Source organism: Streptosporangium sp. NPDC002524, assembly GCF_040295985.1.
Taxonomy (GTDB): domain Bacteria; phylum Actinomycetota; class Actinomycetes; order Streptosporangiales; family Streptosporangiaceae; genus Streptosporangium.
In genome coordinates this window covers 412,522-428,131 of sequence record NZ_JBEOWK010000002.1, presented here as the reverse complement: position 1 = coordinate 428,131, position 15,610 = coordinate 412,522, and the positions used below count along the sequence as shown (strand labels likewise).

Sequence of the window (15,610 nt, the reverse complement as noted above, 5' to 3'; positions counted from 1 at the left end):
TCCGGGCCCGAACGGCTCCCGCGCCGGGCTACGTCCCCGGCCCGAGCAGGCTCCGCATCCGGGCGATCTCGATGCCCTGCCCGGAGACGACATCCTTCGCGGTGGCCAGCATGATCCGGTCGGTGCCCTCGCGCAGCTGGATCCCCGCCATCGTCACCGCCGCCTCGTGATGAGTGATCATGAGGTTCAGGAAGAGGGTGTCGAAGGCCGCTCCCCTGGCCGCCCTGAGCCGGTTCATCTCCTCCAGCGGGAGGGCGTGCTCGTCGTGACCGCCGTGCTCGCCCGGCGGACGTCCCGCCGCCTCCAGCCACGAGGTGAGGGCCGCGATCTCCGGCCGCTGCGCCGCGGTGATCCGCTCGGCGAGCCTCCGCAGCACCGGTGAGGAGGTGCGGGCCGGCACCAGCGCCGCCATCTCCAGCGCCTGCCGGTGGTGCGGGATCATGCCCTCGGCGAACCGTACGTCGGCCGCGGTGACGCGCGCCTCCGACTCCCCGAGGCTCTCTCCGGGCCGCGCCGCGCGACCGGCCTCCCCCGGGCCGCCCGGGATGATCACGGGCGCGCCGGACTCGGCGACGAGCGGGGTGGAACGCTCCGGCCCGGCCCCCGCGCATCCGCCGAGAACCGCTGCCATCATGATCACCGCGATACCCTGACTCGGCACACGCATCCTCCGCATAGCTTCAATAATGGGGCAAGTGGACCGACGTAATGGGGGCACCGTGCGACCGATCGTGGCATTCGTCCTGGCCGCGCTACTTCTCGTGGCAGGGTGCGGGGCGGATCCGACCCCCGCCGCCTCGCCACCGTCCGAGGCGACCGCGCCCAGCACGGCCCCGGCCACCCCCGAGGGGAGCCCGAGCGTCCCGGAGCAGGCGACGGAGAGCCCCGCCGCCGGGATCTCGGGGGACGGTACGCACAGCGACAACATCACACACCTGGCCAACGTGCCTCCCCGCGCCCCCCTCGACGGGCCCCAGTCGTGGGGCACCGACCTGGCCTTCCAGGGCGACTACGCGTTCGTCGGCAACTTCGACGGTTTCAGCGTCTTCGACATCTCCGACCCGGCGAACCCCGGGATCGCGGCCCAGGTCCTCTGCCCCGGCGAGCAGAACGACATCTCGGTGAGCGGGAACCTGCTCTTCCTGTCGATCGACTCCGCCCGGGTCGGCCCGGAGTGCGACGCCCAGCGCGGTGAGCCCGAGTCGGACGCCTGGGAGGGCATCCGGATCTTCGACATCTCGGACAAGACCCATCCCACCTTCGTCTCGGCGGTCGAGACCGACTGCGGCTCGCACACCCACACCCTCGTCCCCGGCAAGAGCCCGGACAAGGTCTACCTCTACATCTCCTCCCCCGGCCCCGAGCCCGGCACGGCGACCTGCCCGCCCCCGCACAACAAGATCTCCGTGGTCGAGGTGCCGGTCAAGGCCCCGAAGACCGCCAAGGTGGTCTCGCGGCCGGAGCTGTCCGAGAAGGCCGTTGAGGGGGCCATCGGCGGCTGCCACGACCTCACGGTCTATCCGGAGAAGGACCTCGCCGCCGCCGCCTGCTTCGGCGACGGGATCCTGATGGACATCTCCGACCGGGTCAACCCCAAGGTGCTCCAGCACGTGAGCGACAAGGAGAACTTCGCCATCTGGCACTCGGCGACGTTCAACAACGACGCCACCAAGGTCGTCTTCGGGGACGAGCTGGGCGGCGGCGTGAGCGCGACCTGCGACGCCAACACCCCGAAGACCAAGGGCGCCAACGCCGTGTACGACCTCGGCAAGGACCGCAGGCTCACGCTCCGCGGCTATTTCAAGATCCCCAGGGAGCAGTCGCCCGAAGAGAACTGCGTCGCGCACAACGGCTCGCTGCTGCCGGTGCCGGGCAAGGACATCATGGTCCAGTCGTGGTACCAGGGCGGGGTGTCCGTCTGGGACTTCACCGACGCGACCAAGCCCAAGGAGATCGGCTTCTTCGAGCGGGGCCCGGTGCCGGGGGTCGGCGGCTCCTGGTCGGCGTACTACTACAACGGCCACATCTACTCGAGTGACATCACCAAGGGCCTGGACGTGCTCCGCATCGACGACCCGCTGACCGATCCGGCCGCCAAGGTCGAGCTCAAGGAGCTGAACGCGCAGACCCAGGTGTCCTACTAGCCCGCCGGGCGGCCGGCCGCCGGTTCCGGTGGGCACGTCCCTCACCGGAACCGGGAACCTGGAACGGGGCCCGGGAGGCGGGCTCAGGGGTCGAGGTCGGCGGCGGAGCGCTCGGCGAAGACCTGCATGGCCTTGGCGGTGATCGGGCCGGGCGCGGCGGGCAGCACGGTCCGGTCGACCGCCCGGATCGGCTGGATGTCGCGGGTGGTGGAGGTCAGGAACGCCTCCTCGGCCTCGTACAGGGCCGAGAGCGGGACGTCCTCCTCGATGCCCCCGCACCACTCCAGGGCGAGCGCGCGGGTGACCCCGGCCAGGCAGCCCGAGGCGAGCGTGGGGGTGAGCAGCCGCCCGTCGCGTACGACGAAGATGTTGCTGCCGGTGCCCTCGCAGAGGTTTCCCGCGAGGTTCTCGAAGATCGCCTCGCCGCCGCCCCTCGCCTTGGCGAAGAAGAGGGCCTTGGCGTTGTCGCCGTAGGAGGTGCTCTTCACCCCGGCGAGCGCGCCGCGCTCGTTGCGCGGCCAGGGCACGACGGTGACGTCGGCGGTGGCCGGGAACGGCTTCTGCTCGTCGACGATCACCACGGTCGTGCGGCCCTGGTCGCCCCGGTCGGAGCCGAGCGGCCCCGGGCCGCTGGTGTAGGTGACCCGGACGCGGCCGAGCCGCCACGGCGGGGCCTCGGCCAGGCAGGCGCGGATCCCCTCGGCGATCGCGTCCACGTCGGGGTCGGGCAGGTCCATCCGCCGCGCCGAGAGCGTGAGCCGGTCGAGGTGGCGGGTGAGCGCGAACGTGGCGCCGTCCATGCACTTGATCGTCTCGAACACGCCGTCACCGACCATCAGGCCGTGATCGAACACCGAGACGACGGCCTGGTCCGGAGCGACGAGTGCCCCGTTCAGCCATATAGGTACGTTCATGCGACTCCTTCTGAACCTGATGTTGATGCCAGCGCGATGAGCCGGGAGGCCTTCAGCTCGGTCTCGTCCCACTCGCGTCGCGGATCGCTCCCCCAGGTTATGCCCGCGCCCGTGCCGAAGCGGATCTCGCCGGCCGACAACCAGAACGTGCGGATCCCCACGGCCAGCGACGCCCGGCGGCGGTCGGCGTCGACCCGGCCCACGGTTCCACAGTAGGGCCCGCGCGGCTCGGGTTCGAGCTCATCGATGATTCGCAGGGCCGAGGATTTCGGGGCCCCGGTCACCGACCCCGGCGGGAAGGTCGCGGAGAACAGCTCGGGCCACCCGTACTGCGGCGCGAGTCTCGCCCGGACCGTGGAGACCAGGTGCACGAGGCCGGGGTGCTCCTCCACCTCGCACAGGGCCGGCACGCTCACCGAACCGACCTCGGCGACCCTGCCCAGGTCGTTGCGGACGAGATCGACGATCATCACGTTCTCCGCGTAGTCCTTCTCCAGCAGGTCCTCCGCGGTGACCCCGGTCCCCTTGATCGGCCTGGACTCGATCACGTCGCCGTCCCTGGACAGGTAGAGCTCCGGGGAGGCCGACACGACGCTCAGCCCCGGCAGGCTCACCGTGGCGGCGTAGGGGGCGGGGTTGCCCTCCGCCAGCCGTACGGCCAGGGCCAGCGGGTCCGGCGCCTGCCCGGCGGGGAGCGGCGCGCTCAGCACCCGGCACAGGTTGGCCTGGTAGACGTCGCCCCGCTCGATGTGGGCGCGGACGCGCCGCACCCCCTCCTCGTACGCCGCCCGGTCGAGGGAGCTGCGCCACGACGACGGGTGCGGCCCGCGCCAGGGGTCGCGCGGCGCGGGCAGCGGCGCCCGGCGGACGTCCCCGAACCTGGCGCACGTCACCTTGCCCTCGTAGTCGATCACGACGGCCCACCAGCCCTCGCCGTCCAGCGCGGCGAGATCGGTGGTGATGTCCCGGAGGCCGGTGGCCAGATATCCGGATATATGCGCAAAGGAGTCATGCACCGCCCTATTGTCCCGCTCGTCCGGCCAGCAGCCTCACCAGGGTGCGGGCGGCGGGCAGCGGGGTGGGCGGCAGCGCCGCGTAGACGGTCCTGCGCGGCGCGAGGTCGCCGAGGGAGCGGAGCACCAGGTCGGCCGGGACGGTGTAGGCGGCGATGGCGGGGACGAGCGTGACGCCGAGCCCGGCCGCGACGAACCCGAACTTGCCCGTCCACTCGCCGATCCTGACCGTGGCGCGGGGGGCGAACCCGGCGCGGGCGCAGGCCGCGGCGAGCGCGGTGGCCCGGCCCGGCGGGGGCGCCTCGATCCAGGTCTCCTCCCGCAGCTCGCGCAGGTCGACGATCTCCTCCGCCGCCAGCCGGTGATCGCGGGGCAGCGCGACGAACAGCTCGTCGTCGGCCAGCTCGACCAGCTCGATCTCCTCCTCGTGGGGCAGCTCCGACGGGTAGTCGCTGACCACCGCGACGTCCAGGCCGCCCTCCCGCATGCGGCGCAGCAGGCTCCTGCTCGGCCCCTCGACCGGGACGAGCTCGACCTCGGGGAAGTCCGCGCGGAACGCGCGCAGGGCGCCGGGCACGAGCGCGACGTTGGCGGTCGCGAACGCCCCCACCCGCAGCCGCCCCCGGTAGCCGCCGTGGATCCCGGCCAGCTCCTCCTCCGCCCTGGTCAGCCGGTTCAGGACGACCTGGGCGTGGTGGTGCAGCGCCTCACCGGCGGGCGTGAGCCGCACCCCGCGCGGCAGCCTCTCGAACAGCGGGCCGCCCGCGCGGTGTTCGAGCGCGGCGATGCGGCGGGACACGGCGGACTGGGTGTAGTTGAGCCTGGCGGCGGCCGCGGTGAACGACCCGGTACGGGCCACGGTGTCCAGCAGGCGCAGTCCCTCGACGTCGAACACATTCCCCCCTCGCATGGCTCGCATGCAATCTAGTCGCTGGTGGAATGCCTCGCCGGTTCGTAGCGTGGGCGCATGATCTCCTTTCTCGGTCTGGGGCGCATGGGCGCCCCGATGGCCCGGCGGCTCGTGCTGTCCGGGTACACGGTGAAGACGTGGAACCGCACCCCCCGCGAGGTCGAGGGTGCCGCCTCGGCGGCGTCGCCCGCCGAGGCCGTGGCGGGCGCGGACCTGGTCGTCACGATGCTCAGCGACCCCGCGGCGGTACGGCGGGTGCTCGCGGACGCGGCACCGGGACTGCGGCCCGGGACGGTGGTCGCGGAGATGTCGACGATCGGGCCCGAGGCGGTGGCCGGGCTGCGCGGCCTGCTTCCCCCGGGGGTGGGGCTGGTCGACGCGCCGGTCCTGGGCAGCGTGGGACCGGCCGGGGACGGCACCCTGACGGTGCTGGCCGGGGGCCCGCCCGGGGACCTGGCCCGCTGCCGGAAGGCGCTGGAGGTGTTCGGCCGGGTGATCGAGGCCGGCGGCCCCGGCGCGGGCGCGGCGATGAAGCTGGCCGTCATGAGCGCGCTGGTGCCCGCCCAGGTGCTGCTCGCCGAGACCCTCGCGTACGCGGAGGCGACCGGGGTGGACACCGCGACCCTGCTGGCCGTGCTCGGCGGCACCCCGCTGGGACCGCTCGTCGAACGGGTCCGCCCGGCCGTCGAGAACGGCCCGTACGAGACGCGCTACGCCCTCGGCCTCGCGGCCAAGGACGTGGGGCTGGCCGCGCACGGCACCCAGACCCTCGCCGCCGCGGCCGGGACGAGGCTGGCGGACGCGGTGGCGTCCGGGCTCGGCGGTGCGGACCTGACAGCGATCTTCGCGCACGTCGCCACAGCCGGTCCCACAGGGGCGGACCGGCCGGGCACGTCTGGCCAGGTGGGTCGTCCGGGTCGCTCGGGTGATCCGGGACAGGTGGGGAGCGTGGAGCGGGAGGTGCAGGAGGGCCGTACCGGGATGGAGGACCCGGGCCGGGCGGGGGACCGTACCTGGGCGGAGGATCCGGGGCGCCGTGCCGGGATGGAGGCCCCGGGGCGCCGTGCCGGGGTGGAGAAACTGAACCCGGCCACGGTTCCCGCCACCAACGGGCTCTACTCCCACGCCACCAAGGCCGCGGGCCTGCTGTTCGTCTCGGGGCAGGTGGCGCTGGACGAGGAGGGGAGGGTGGTCGGCGAGGGGGACATGACCCGCCAGTCCGAGTACGTGATGGACCTGCTGTCACGCGTCCTCGCCGACCAGGGCTGCGCGTTCGACGACGTGACCCACATCCGGAGCCACGTCACCGACATGTCGCTGCTGCCGGAGTACGGGGCCGTGCGCAAGCGTTTCATCACCGGCGAACCCCCGGCCAGCACGACCGTGGAGGTCTCGGGGCTGTTCCGGCCGGGGCTGCTCATCGAGGTGGAGGTGATCGCCGCCCTCCCCGGGGGCCGGTGACGGCGGCGGGCCGGTTACGGCGACGAGCCGGTGATCGAGGCGGGCCGTGACGGCCGGGCCGCCGCGTCGCCGTACCGGGGCCCGCCGGACCGGGGCCCCAGGACAGCCGGGCCGGAGCCCTACGACAGGGGGCCGGTGACCGTCTCGGCGGCGGCGACGACCGCGTTGGCCGCGACGAGCTGGACCACCGTCTCGATCTCCGGCGCGAGGAAGCGGTCGGGGCCGGGACCGGGGACGGACTGGCGCAGCGCGTCCACCACGGCCCCGGTCGCCGGGGCGGGCCGCAGCGGGGCGCGCAGGTCCAGGGCCCGCGCGGCGGTGAGGACCTCCACCGCGAGCACCCGGGTGAGACCGTCCACCGAGCGGCGCAGCTTGCGCGCGGCCGACCAGCCCATGGAGACGTGGTCCTCCTGCATGGCGGAGCTCGGGATGGAGTCGACGCTCGCGGGCGCGGCCAGGCGCTTGAGCTCGGAGACCACCGCCGCCTGGGTGTACTGGGCGATCATGTGGCCGGAGTCGACGCCGGGGTCGTCCGCGAGGAAGGCGGGCAGGCCGTGGTTGCGGGCCACGTCCAGCATGCGGTCGGTGCGGCGCTCGGAGATGCTCGCCATGTCGGCGACCGCGATGGCCAGGAAGTCGAGCACGTAGCCGACGGGGGCCCCGTGGAAGTTGCCGTTGGACTCCACCCGGCCGTCGGCGAGGACCACCGGGTTGTCGATCGCGGAGGCGAGCTCCCGCCCGGCGACCAGGGCGGCGTGCGCCAGGGTGTCGCGGGCCGCCCCGGCGACCTGCGGGGCGCACCTGAGGGAGTACGCGTCCTGGACGCGGGTGCAGGTGCCGTCCCGGTGGGACTCCATGATCTGCGAGCCGCCGAGCAGGGCCCTGAGGTTGGCGGCGCTGGCCGCCTGCCCGGGGTGCGGGCGCAGGGCCTGCAGGTCGGCGGCGAAGACGCGGTCGGTGCCGAGGAGCGCCTCCACGCTCATGGCCGCGCTCACGTCGGCGGTCCTGAACAGGCGGGCGAGGTCGTCCATGGCGAGGATCAGCATGCCGAGCATGCCGTCGGTGCCGTTGACGAGCGCGAGCCCCTCCTTGGCCACCAGCTCCACGGGCTCGATGCCCGCCCGCTTGAGCGCCTCCGCGGCGTCGGCCCGCTCCCCCGCGGCGTCGCGGACGACGCCCTCGCCCATGATCGTGAGGGCCACGTGGGAGAGCGGCGCGAGGTCGCCGGAGCAGCCGAGGCTCCCGTACTCGTGCACGACGGGGGTGATCCGCGCGTTGAGCAGGCTCTCCAGCACCTTGGCCGTCTTCGGGCGCACGCCGGTGTGGCCGGTGGCCAGGGTGTGCAGGCGCAGCAACATCATCGCCCGGGTGACCTCGATCTCGACCTCGGGCCCCGACCCGGCGGCGTGCGAGCGTACGAGGGACCGCTGCAGCTGGGCGCGGAGCGAGGGGTCGATGTGCCGGGTGGCGAGGGCGCCGAACCCGGTGGAGACGCCGTAGGCGGGGGTGGGGCTCTCGGCCAGCTCGTCCACCCGGGTGCGGACCGCCGCCATGGCGGCCACGGCGTCGTCGCCGAGGCGTACGGGGGCGCCGTGCCTGGCGACCCTGACGACCTCCTCGAAGCTCAGCGGCTCGGGCCCGATGTTCACGACCTCGTCGTCGCGCATGCTGTCAACTCTCTCGCGTAGGGTGAAGCCGTGGTAACTGGTGAAACCCTTGCTGGCTCCTTACATCTCAAGATACCGGTCGTATTCGGTTTGGGGAGTCGCCGGGTATTCGCTAGAGTTCTCACCGTGAGTCCGGGCCGGTCCCGGAGACACGCGGAAGTGGCTCAGTGGTAGAGCATCACCTTGCCAAGGTGAGGGTCGCGGGTTCGAATCCCGTCTTCCGCTCGGAAAAGGGGCATCCGCCCCCCACTCGGTGGAGTGGCCGAGAGGCGAGGCAACGGCCTGCAAAGCCGTCTACACGGGTTCAAATCCCGTCTCCACCTCTGGTTTTCAGCAAGGACGATTAGCTCAGCGGGAGAGCGCTTCCCTGACACGGAAGAGGTCACAGGTTCAATCCCTGTATCGTCCACCAGGTTTTCGCAGGTCGTGAAGGGTCCCGGAGGTTCTCCGGGACCCTTTTTCGATCTTCAAGGAGCATGGAAGCGACCTCACGCACAGTGGTCGTTCTGCGTCCGATCCCCGGACCTTGATCGGGTCCGGGGGCGGGCCGGACCGTGCGACTCACGGTCGGTGATCACGGTTGATCGGGTGAACACCGCCGGAGACACACGGCCGGTTCGGGGACTAGTCCTTCATCCCCGGTATCTGGACCGCGATGCTCCGCCCCCTCCGGATCAACAGGGCCCGGCCCGCCGGCCAGCCACCTCCGGTCGATCGCGGAAGCTTGACGTCGAGCACCTCGCCGTCCACATAGGACGCCGGATTGAGCAGCAGGCCCGCCCGCGCGCGGCGCATGCCGGCGAGCCAGCCACGGTAACGGTGCACCGCGAGGTCTTCGGTGGTGCCGGCGGCGATGACGAGGTTGCCGTCGTCACGTGCCGTCCGGACGATCCGGTCGAGAACGTCGGCGGCGATGCCGTCGGAGAGCCGTTCCGCGTCGTCGACCACCACCGCGAACGGGCCGCGGATACCGGCGACCGCCTCTTCGAACTCCGTCTCACACGACGGACCCCGCACCGTCGCGACGACCCCCGGAAGATTCGCGAGGTCCATCAGCGGTGATCGGCGCGGGCAACAGAGCAGGACGGCGAGCCCACCGGTGGCACGACCGGCCAGCGACGACACGATGGCGGCAAGGGCGGTGCTCCGTCCGGATCCCGGTGGACCGGCGATCAGGAAGGTGGAGTCGGTCTCCGCGAGGTCCACGTCGACCGGCCGCAGGTGGTCGCCGCCGACGCCGACCGTGCAGGTCGTCGCCGTGCGCGGCGTGGCCGCGCCGCGCAACCGCTCCAGCGCGGCCGGGGTGATCGAAGCCGGCAGCCGATCGACCCGGCGAGGCCGGGCCGCCGGCTCGAGTCCCTTCCAGTCATCGGTGAGCCGCGTCGCCAGCCTTTCCACGACGGCCGTCTGCGCGGCGCCATCGGGATCGGGCGCGAGCAGCCCGATCTGCACCTCCGTCCCGGAGGGTACGACCACCGCGCGGCCGGGTGACATGGCCGGCATCGCGCGCGGGTCGGCGCCGAAGACCGCCGCGTCATCGCGATCGGCCTGCCGCAGGACGAGTCTGGTCGTGGCCGTGCTGCCGAGACGTTGGGTGAATCCGGAACGATCCGTGGTGAGCGCGATGAGGACGCCGACGGCGGCGCCGCGCCGGAGCAGGCCGTCGAGAGTCTCGACGAGCCGTCCGCCGTCGGTTTCCGCGTGCCGGGCGAGGAAGGCGTCGTACTGGTCGACGAGAAGGACCAGATAGGGAAGCCGGCCCGGCGGTGCCGTCGCGGCCCGCTGCTCGCGCAGCGACGCGTGCCCGCCCGCGGCCAGGATCCGGGCCCTCTCGGCTACCTGCGATGTCAGGAAGTCGAGGAGCCGCGCGGCTCGCTCGGATTCGGTGCCGTCGACGTAGGCGCCGCAGTGCGGGAGAGCTTCCAGAGAGATGAGCGCGCGGTTGCCGTGGTCGAGGACGTACAGGTGGAGATCGGCCGGGCTGCTGCCGGCGGCGAGTGACGCGGCCAGCGTGCGGAGCGTCGTCGATCGACCGCTGCGGGCCGTGCCGGCGATCACCGTTGGCGCCGCCTGCTCCAGGTCCAGCAGGAACGGCGACTGCGCCTGGCTCGCGGGCAGGTCGGCGAGCCCGATGTGAGCGGTCGGCGGAGTGCCGCCCCGATCGTCGAGGGGGACGGTGAGCTGGTCCGGGAGGGGCGGAAGCCACGGACTCGGCGGCGCCGTGACACCGGTGTGCCGGGCCGCCTCCCGTATCGCCGCCACCAGAGCCGTCAGGTCGGTGTCGCCTGCGTGACCGTCGTCCGTACCGGGCGGTTCGTCCGTGGAGCGAGAGCGGCCGAGTTCGCCGATCCGGCGCCGGGTGACGGTGACGCCGTCCGCGAGGGCGCGGACGTCCGAGGCGTCGTCCCTCGGCCAGCCGACGCGGGCGCACTGGAGGACCGCCAGGTCCCCGTGCCCGGTACGCAGGTAGGCGCGACCGGGGTGGAGACGCGAGACGCGGGCGGCGTCGGGCACGTCGATGACGTCGGTGCTCTCCTCCGGCCGGGTCACCCGCAGGCAGAGGCGGAGGTTCACGTTGGCCCGGAGGTCGGCGTTCACCACACCGCCCGGACGCTGGGTCGCCAGCACCAGGTGCACACCGAGGCTGCGGCCGCGCATGCCGATCCCGACGACGCCCGTGACGAAGTCGGGAAGTTCCTCCACCAGCGTGGCGAACTCGTCGATGACGATGACCAGCCGCGGCAACCGGCCGCCGGTGCGCGCCCAGTAGTCCTCGATGTCCTTGGCCCCGGCCTCGGCCAGGATCGTCTCCCGGCGGCGCAACTCGGCCGAGAGCGAGGCGAGCGCCCGATCGGCCAGCCGGCCGTCGAGATCGGTGACCATCCCGACGCAGTGGGGCAGGTCGCGGCATTCGGCGAACGCGCTGCCGCCCTTGTAGTCGACCAGCACCAGATTGAGCGCGTCCGGGGCGTTGCCGAGGGCGAGCGAGGCCACCAGGGTCTGCAGCAGCTCGGACTTTCCCGCCCCGCTGGTACCGGCGATCAGGGTGTGCGGGCCGTCCCGGCGCAGGTCGACCACCACGGGGCCGGTCACGTCCACACCGATCAGCGCCGCGGTGCTCCGCCCGCCCGGCTGGGCCGTCCACCGCGCCAGCACCTCGTCCCGGTGCGGCCGGGTGCCGAGACCGGCGAGCTTCAGGTAACGCACTCGCTCGGGCAGGTCCCCGTCATCCCCGAAACGAGCTCCGAGCACCCGGATCGGCGCCAGGGCCAGGGCGATCCGTTCGGCCAGGTCCTGCGGCAGGTGATCGGCCAGCACCTCCTCGCCGGGGTGCTCCGCCCCGGATACCCGTACTCGCGCTCCGGGCGAATCGGCCACGACCGTCGTGCGGCACTCGTCCGGAAGGTCCGCCTCCGCCCGGTCGAGGCACAGGGCGTAGATCCCGGCGCTCGGGCCCTGGGACAGCAGGTCGGCCAGGCCCGGCAGGCCACGCAGGCGGCGCGCGCCGTCGAGCACCAGCAGCAGCCGTCGCCCCAGAGGCGCGTCTCCCCGCAGCCCGGCCCGCATCCGGGCGTGTCGCTCCTCCATGATGCGGTGCAGTTCGGCGATGCGGCGTTCCGCCTGTTCCCGGTCGGTGGCGACCATCCGCCGGCACGCCAGGTCGGGGCGGTGCGGGAGGGCGTGCGGCAGCCAGGTCGCCCACTCCCATGCCTCCGCCGCGTCCTCTCCGGCGAACAACGCGATGCCCAGATCGTGCGGCGCGTGGAGCACCGCCGCCTGTGCCACGAGCGCCTGCGCGATCGGCAGGACCGCCGTCCTGTGCCCCGCCACCCCCGCGACACCGGCTCCGGCCAGGTCGAGAGCCACCGGTACGGCGTACGCCGTCGGGAGTCCCTCGGTGTCCGCGCCCGGACCGCTGAGACGCACGTCGGCCGGCCGGTCCGCGAGCCCGACCCTCAGCCGCCCGAAGTCGGCATCGCCGGGACGCCGCTCGAAGAGGCGGACGGTGGGCCCGGTGGCGATCCGTACCACCGCCGCCGGGTCCGGCAGCGCCTCACGACCGGCCCGTTCCTGCGCGACCGCGATCTCGCCGAGCCTGGACCTGGCCGCGGAGATCGCGGTGTCGTACTCGCGCAGCTTCTCGCGGTACTCACGGCGGCCGCCCCGGCGTTCGGTGATGACGTGCGCCACGGCCATCAGCGGCGACAGCGCCAGGAAGATCAGATAGATGGTGGAGCCCGGCATCAGCACGAAGACGACCCCGGCCAGCGCGAGCGGCAGCAGCACCGTGGCCAGCGGAAACCGGATGCCTTTCGGCTGTTCGGGCCGGGCCGGGACAGCCACCTCCGGGCACCGCCGGGACGGCGTGATCCGGGGCGGGCGGTTGAACCGGCGTACGCCGCCCGCCAGGTCGAGTTCGGCGTCACCCGGAGCGGTCCGCCGGACGGTCACCATCGACTCGCCGATCCGTACCAGGTCACCCACAGGAACCGGCGTGCCGGTGCCGAGGCGGTGACCGCGCCAGCCGACACCGTTCCGCGACCCCGCGTCGGCGACCACGACCGTGCCCGCATCGCCCAGGCGCAGCTCGGCATGCCTCCGGCTGACCTCCGGGTCGTCGAGCACCAGGCCGGAGCCGGGCGCCCGGCCGACCACCAGCGCCGTCCCGCCCCCGACCGGGACCCCGGCACCCGCGGCGGGCCCGCCCACCACGGCGGCCTCCCAGTCCGACACCGCGGCCGACGCCGGGTCGGACGCGGGCGCGAAGCTCAGACGTGCGCCGGCCCCCAGAGGTGTGGCGGACAGCGGCCGGTCCGGGGGAAGGTGCTCGGCCCCGAGATACAGCCGCGCGTCCGCCGGTACCGCGATCGGCGTGCGGCCGATCGCCTCGATCAGACCACGGACGGTGGCGGTCTCCCCCGCCCTGATCAGCACGGGTGCCGGCTTTCCACCCGCGTCGGCGATCGTGACCTCGTACTCCACGGACGTTGCTCCTTCGCGGGCTCAGTGAGCGAGGTCGATCGCCTCGGTGTCGCGGGCGTGCGCGTGCATCGCCGCCTCGGCGTCCTTCAGCGCGAGCTTCATCCGCTCCAGCATCGGCGTGAACTCCTGCATCGACTGCTGCATGCGCTGCATGCCCGGCCGGAACTCGCTCTCCCACAGGTTGTCGAACGACGTCGCCCGACGGCCCTTCCAGTCCATGCCCTTCACACCCGACGTAAGCGTGGTGATCATCGTTTGCATCCGGTGGATACCGGCGTTCATGTCACGGATGAGCGCGGTCGTCTCCACATCCGCCTGCTGGCCGAACTTCCGGCCCAACTCGTGCGCCTGCGCCGGATCGAGCTGGTACATGTGTCGTCTCCTGTCCCTCGAACGGCACCGGGGACACCCCGGTCGGATCCAACATTAGGAACGGGACAACGCCACGCGGAATCGGAAGCCCTTCCCAATGCCCCTTCACACCGGGTGGGGAGGGTTTCCGATATCCCGGCCGAACGGCCGCGAGCAAGCTGGGTGCGTGAGCACTGTTGCAACCCTCACCGCGCGCGTGGAGGCCCTGCGCGACGCGGCCGACGAGGCCGACGGCTACGCACAGGCGTGCCGGTACGCGGCCAGGCGAATCCATGGCGTCTCCGCCGCCCTGTCCGGAGTGTCCGTCGACACCGGCGGCATGCGATCCAGGTCCGCCCGGGTCGAACGCGCCAAAACCACGGCCGAGGGCGCGGGCGGCGCGGTCCGCTCCACCCGCGCCGCACTGGACCGGGCGGTGAACGAACTTCAGAGCATCGCCCGCAAGTACGACCGCAAGGCCGACGCCGCCCGAGCCGCTCTCCGGGTCGCCCGGACGCAGCTCGCGACGGCCCTTCTCGACGGGACCGGATGACATGTCGCGATTCAACCTGCGGATCTTCGTCTTCGACGAGCTCTTCTCCGCCGACCAGTCGTTGCGCGGCCATGCTCGGGTGGTGCGCGAGGCGGCCACCGACCTCACCGTCCCGGCCGGTGGGCTGCCCCCCGAGGCGCAGGCGGCCCTGAACGGGCTGGCGGCACTGCGCGGCCGGCTCGAACACGCCGCCGACGCGATGGTCGCGGCGGCCGGGTCGTTCGGGCAGACCGGGGCCGCGGCCAGGAAGGCGGACACGCCCGGCGTGCTGGCCGGCTTCGGCAGGTCGCTGAAGGAGAACGTGGTACCGCCCGGCGAGTACGGCCCGCTCGGCCCGTACACCTGGATGTTCGGGCGGCTGACCTTCCTCCAGGGTGCCCTCGACAAGATGCTGCGCCACCGGTACGGCTATCCCCACGCCAAGGACGGCAGGCCCTGGCGCGTCAACGGCTCCGGGCCGCGGCTGCATCCCCGGCTCCGGACCTGGGCCGACCGGGCGGCCAAGGCCGGAAAGGTGGCCGGCCCCCTCGGCCTCTACGCGAACTCGCTCAACAACCGCTTACGGAACGGCGCGAGCGTGCCGAGAGAGACGGCGGGCGCGGCGGGTGAGGCCGCCACGGTCTTCGCCTGCGCGACCGTCGGCGCCAAGGCCGGTGCGGCCGTGCCCATCCCCCATCCGGCGGCCAAGGTCGGGCTGGCCATCGGCGGCGGTCTCGTCGGCGGGGCCGCCTGCTCCCGCCCCGGCAAGTGGGTGGGCGACAGGGTCGCCGACGGGGCGGACAAGGTCGCCGACGGGGCGAGCAAGGTCGGCGGCTTCGTCAAGGACGTGCTCCCGAAGCCGCCCAGGATCGGGTTTCCGTGATGAGGGAAACCGACGTCATCCCGCTCACCGGCGACGAGCTCACCGCGATCGCGTATGGTCTCGGCGCCGAGGCGTTCCCCGGCGCGCGTTCGAGCTGCTTCGACGCCGCCGATCCCGAACTGCGCCCGATGCTCGCCCACGGTTTTCTCATGTCGCTGGTCGCCCGCGGCCTGCTCACCCCGGACCCCGACGGCGTTCTGCAGCCGTCGGACGAGCTGGCCGTGCTGATCGGCGCGGTGGCGAGTCATCGGGTGCATCTGTCCGTGGAGCAGCGGATGCCCGCGACGCACCCCGGGTCGATCCTGCGATGGGAGATCATGACCGCCGAGGCCGGGACGGTACGTCACCTTGTGGACGACCCGATCCACTTCTTCGCGATCGACCCGGCCGACGGCGACCCCGCCTCGGTGGTGGCCGACCTCGTCGATCGTTCGGCCGGCCCGGGGGCACCTGGGCGCACCCGGCGGCGGGCCGACAGGTCGCGGCTTGACGAGATCGTGCCCGCACCGGACGGCGGCTGGCGCCGGGTGACCCGGCTGACCCGCGGCGGCACGGACGGTCGCGCCCGGATCGACGGCTTCCTGGGAATCCTCGACGGTGGCCCGGGACAGTTGTGGCTGGTGCACGACGACACCGTGGACGAGACGCTGGTCGCGGTGCCGGTCTCGGCCGACGAGGTGGACGCGGCCCTGCGGGCGGCGGCCGCGGGCTGAGACCCTCTGAGACCCTTCCGACCCGAACGGCCCGGCGGT

General features: G+C 73.0%; 12 protein-coding genes and 3 tRNA genes. 8 read left to right on the top strand and 7 right to left on the bottom strand.

The features are described 5' to 3' along the window. Window positions 1-28: 28 nt before the first annotated feature. A complete protein-coding gene (locus ABT053_RS04495) occupies window positions 29-661 on the bottom strand; it encodes a DUF305 domain-containing protein (RefSeq protein WP_350967445.1) in 633 nt (210 codons plus the stop codon). Between the two features lie 70 nt (window positions 662-731). On the opposite strand from ABT053_RS04495, the gene ABT053_RS04490 reads away from it, so the two are divergent. After that, entirely contained in the window at window positions 732-2,144 is a 1,413-nt protein-coding gene (locus tag ABT053_RS04490; RefSeq protein ID WP_350967443.1) for a hypothetical protein, read from the top strand. A gap of 83 nt (window positions 2,145-2,227) precedes the next feature. Here the strand turns inward: ABT053_RS04490 and ABT053_RS04485 are convergent, their stop codons facing one another. Genes ABT053_RS04485 through ABT053_RS04475 form a run of 3 tightly spaced genes read right to left on the bottom strand, consistent with a single transcriptional unit; the run spans window position 2,228 to window position 4,981 of the window. Next, window positions 2,228-3,058 carry an aminotransferase class IV gene (locus ABT053_RS04485; RefSeq protein WP_350967441.1) on the bottom strand — a complete coding sequence of 277 codons (831 nt, stop codon included), beginning with the start codon at window positions 3,056-3,058 and terminating at the stop codon, window positions 2,228-2,230. Then, the gene (locus ABT053_RS04480) at window positions 3,055-4,074 is read right to left on the bottom strand and encodes a chorismate-binding protein (RefSeq protein ID WP_350967440.1); all 1,020 of its coding nucleotides are present in this window, start codon (window positions 4,072-4,074) and stop codon (window positions 3,055-3,057) included. Before ABT053_RS04480 ends, ABT053_RS04485 begins: the two co-directional genes overlap by 4 nt. A gap of 4 nt (window positions 4,075-4,078) precedes the next feature. After that, the gene (locus tag ABT053_RS04475; RefSeq protein WP_350967439.1) at window positions 4,079-4,981 is read right to left on the bottom strand and encodes a LysR family transcriptional regulator; all 903 of its coding nucleotides are present in this window, start codon (window positions 4,979-4,981) and stop codon (window positions 4,079-4,081) included. Window positions 4,982-5,038: 57 nt separating this feature from the next. Here ABT053_RS04475 and ABT053_RS04470 point away from each other — a divergent pair, with 57 nt between their 5' ends. Further along, window positions 5,039-6,442, top strand: a complete 1,404-nt coding sequence (locus tag ABT053_RS04470) for an NAD(P)-binding domain-containing protein (RefSeq protein ID WP_350967438.1) — start codon at window positions 5,039-5,041, stop codon at window positions 6,440-6,442. Between the two features lie 119 nt (window positions 6,443-6,561). Here the strand turns inward: ABT053_RS04470 and hutH are convergent, their stop codons facing one another. Continuing rightward, entirely contained in the window at window positions 6,562-8,109 is a 1,548-nt protein-coding gene (hutH, locus tag ABT053_RS04465) for a histidine ammonia-lyase (RefSeq protein WP_350967437.1), read from the bottom strand. A 153-nt stretch (window positions 8,110-8,262) separates the two neighbouring features. Between hutH and ABT053_RS04460 the strand changes: the two genes are divergently transcribed. The 3 genes from ABT053_RS04460 to ABT053_RS04450 all read left to right on the top strand — a co-directional run bounded on the left by ABT053_RS04460 (window position 8,263) and on the right by ABT053_RS04450 (window position 8,521). Then, window positions 8,263-8,334, top strand: a tRNA-Gly gene (locus ABT053_RS04460). 27 nt (window positions 8,335-8,361) lie between these two features. Beyond that, window positions 8,362-8,432, top strand: a tRNA-Cys gene (locus ABT053_RS04455). Window positions 8,433-8,446: 14 nt separating this feature from the next. Further along, window positions 8,447-8,521: transfer RNA gene (locus ABT053_RS04450), tRNA-Val, on the top strand. 212 nt (window positions 8,522-8,733) lie between these two features. Here ABT053_RS04450 and ABT053_RS04445 read toward each other — a convergent pair. Both ABT053_RS04445 and ABT053_RS04440 read right to left on the bottom strand, forming a co-directional pair. Beyond that, window positions 8,734-13,092: a type VII secretion EssC family protein gene (locus tag ABT053_RS04445; protein WP_350967436.1), complete on the bottom strand. Its 4,359-nt coding sequence runs from the start codon at window positions 13,090-13,092 to the stop codon at window positions 8,734-8,736. A gap of 21 nt (window positions 13,093-13,113) precedes the next feature. Next, window positions 13,114-13,464 (bottom strand): WXG100 family type VII secretion target, encoded by a 351-nt coding sequence (locus ABT053_RS04440; RefSeq protein WP_350967435.1) that lies wholly within the window; start codon window positions 13,462-13,464, stop codon window positions 13,114-13,116. Window positions 13,465-13,630: 166 nt separating this feature from the next. Here ABT053_RS04440 and ABT053_RS04435 point away from each other — a divergent pair, with 166 nt between their 5' ends. The 3 genes from ABT053_RS04435 to ABT053_RS04425 are packed head-to-tail and all read left to right on the top strand — an operon-like array spanning window position 13,631 to window position 15,571. After that, window positions 13,631-13,996: a hypothetical protein gene (locus ABT053_RS04435; protein WP_350967434.1), complete on the top strand. Its 366-nt coding sequence runs from the start codon at window positions 13,631-13,633 to the stop codon at window positions 13,994-13,996. A 1-nt stretch (window position 13,997) separates the two neighbouring features. Then, entirely contained in the window at window positions 13,998-14,858 is an 861-nt protein-coding gene (locus ABT053_RS04430; RefSeq protein ID WP_350967433.1) for a hypothetical protein, read from the top strand. Then, window positions 14,858-15,571, top strand: coding sequence for a hypothetical protein (locus ABT053_RS04425; protein WP_350967432.1), 714 nt, complete (start codon window positions 14,858-14,860; stop codon window positions 15,569-15,571). The genes ABT053_RS04430 and ABT053_RS04425 overlap by 1 nt, the downstream gene beginning before the upstream one ends. Window positions 15,572-15,610 lie beyond the last annotated feature (39 nt).

Bases quoted from the DNA above. Each gene is read 5' to 3' on its own strand.
- ABT053_RS04440 (WP_350967435.1), bottom strand. From the start codon at position 13,464: ATGTACCAGCTCGATCCGGCGCAGGCGCACGAGTTGGGCCGGAAGTTC.
- ABT053_RS04470 (WP_350967438.1), top strand. From the start codon at position 5,039: ATGATCTCCTTTCTCGGTCTGGGGCGCATGGGCGCCCCGATGGCCCGG.
- ABT053_RS04475 (WP_350967439.1), bottom strand. From the start codon at position 4,981: ATGCGAGGGGGGAATGTGTTCGACGTCGAGGGACTGCGCCTGCTGGAC.
- ABT053_RS04430 (WP_350967433.1), top strand. From the start codon at position 13,998: ATGTCGCGATTCAACCTGCGGATCTTCGTCTTCGACGAGCTCTTCTCC.
- ABT053_RS04425 (WP_350967432.1), top strand. From the start codon at position 14,858: ATGAGGGAAACCGACGTCATCCCGCTCACCGGCGACGAGCTCACCGCG.
- ABT053_RS04485 (WP_350967441.1), bottom strand. From the start codon at position 3,058: ATGAACGTACCTATATGGCTGAACGGGGCACTCGTCGCTCCGGACCAG.
- hutH (WP_350967437.1), bottom strand. From the start codon at position 8,109: ATGCGCGACGACGAGGTCGTGAACATCGGGCCCGAGCCGCTGAGCTTC.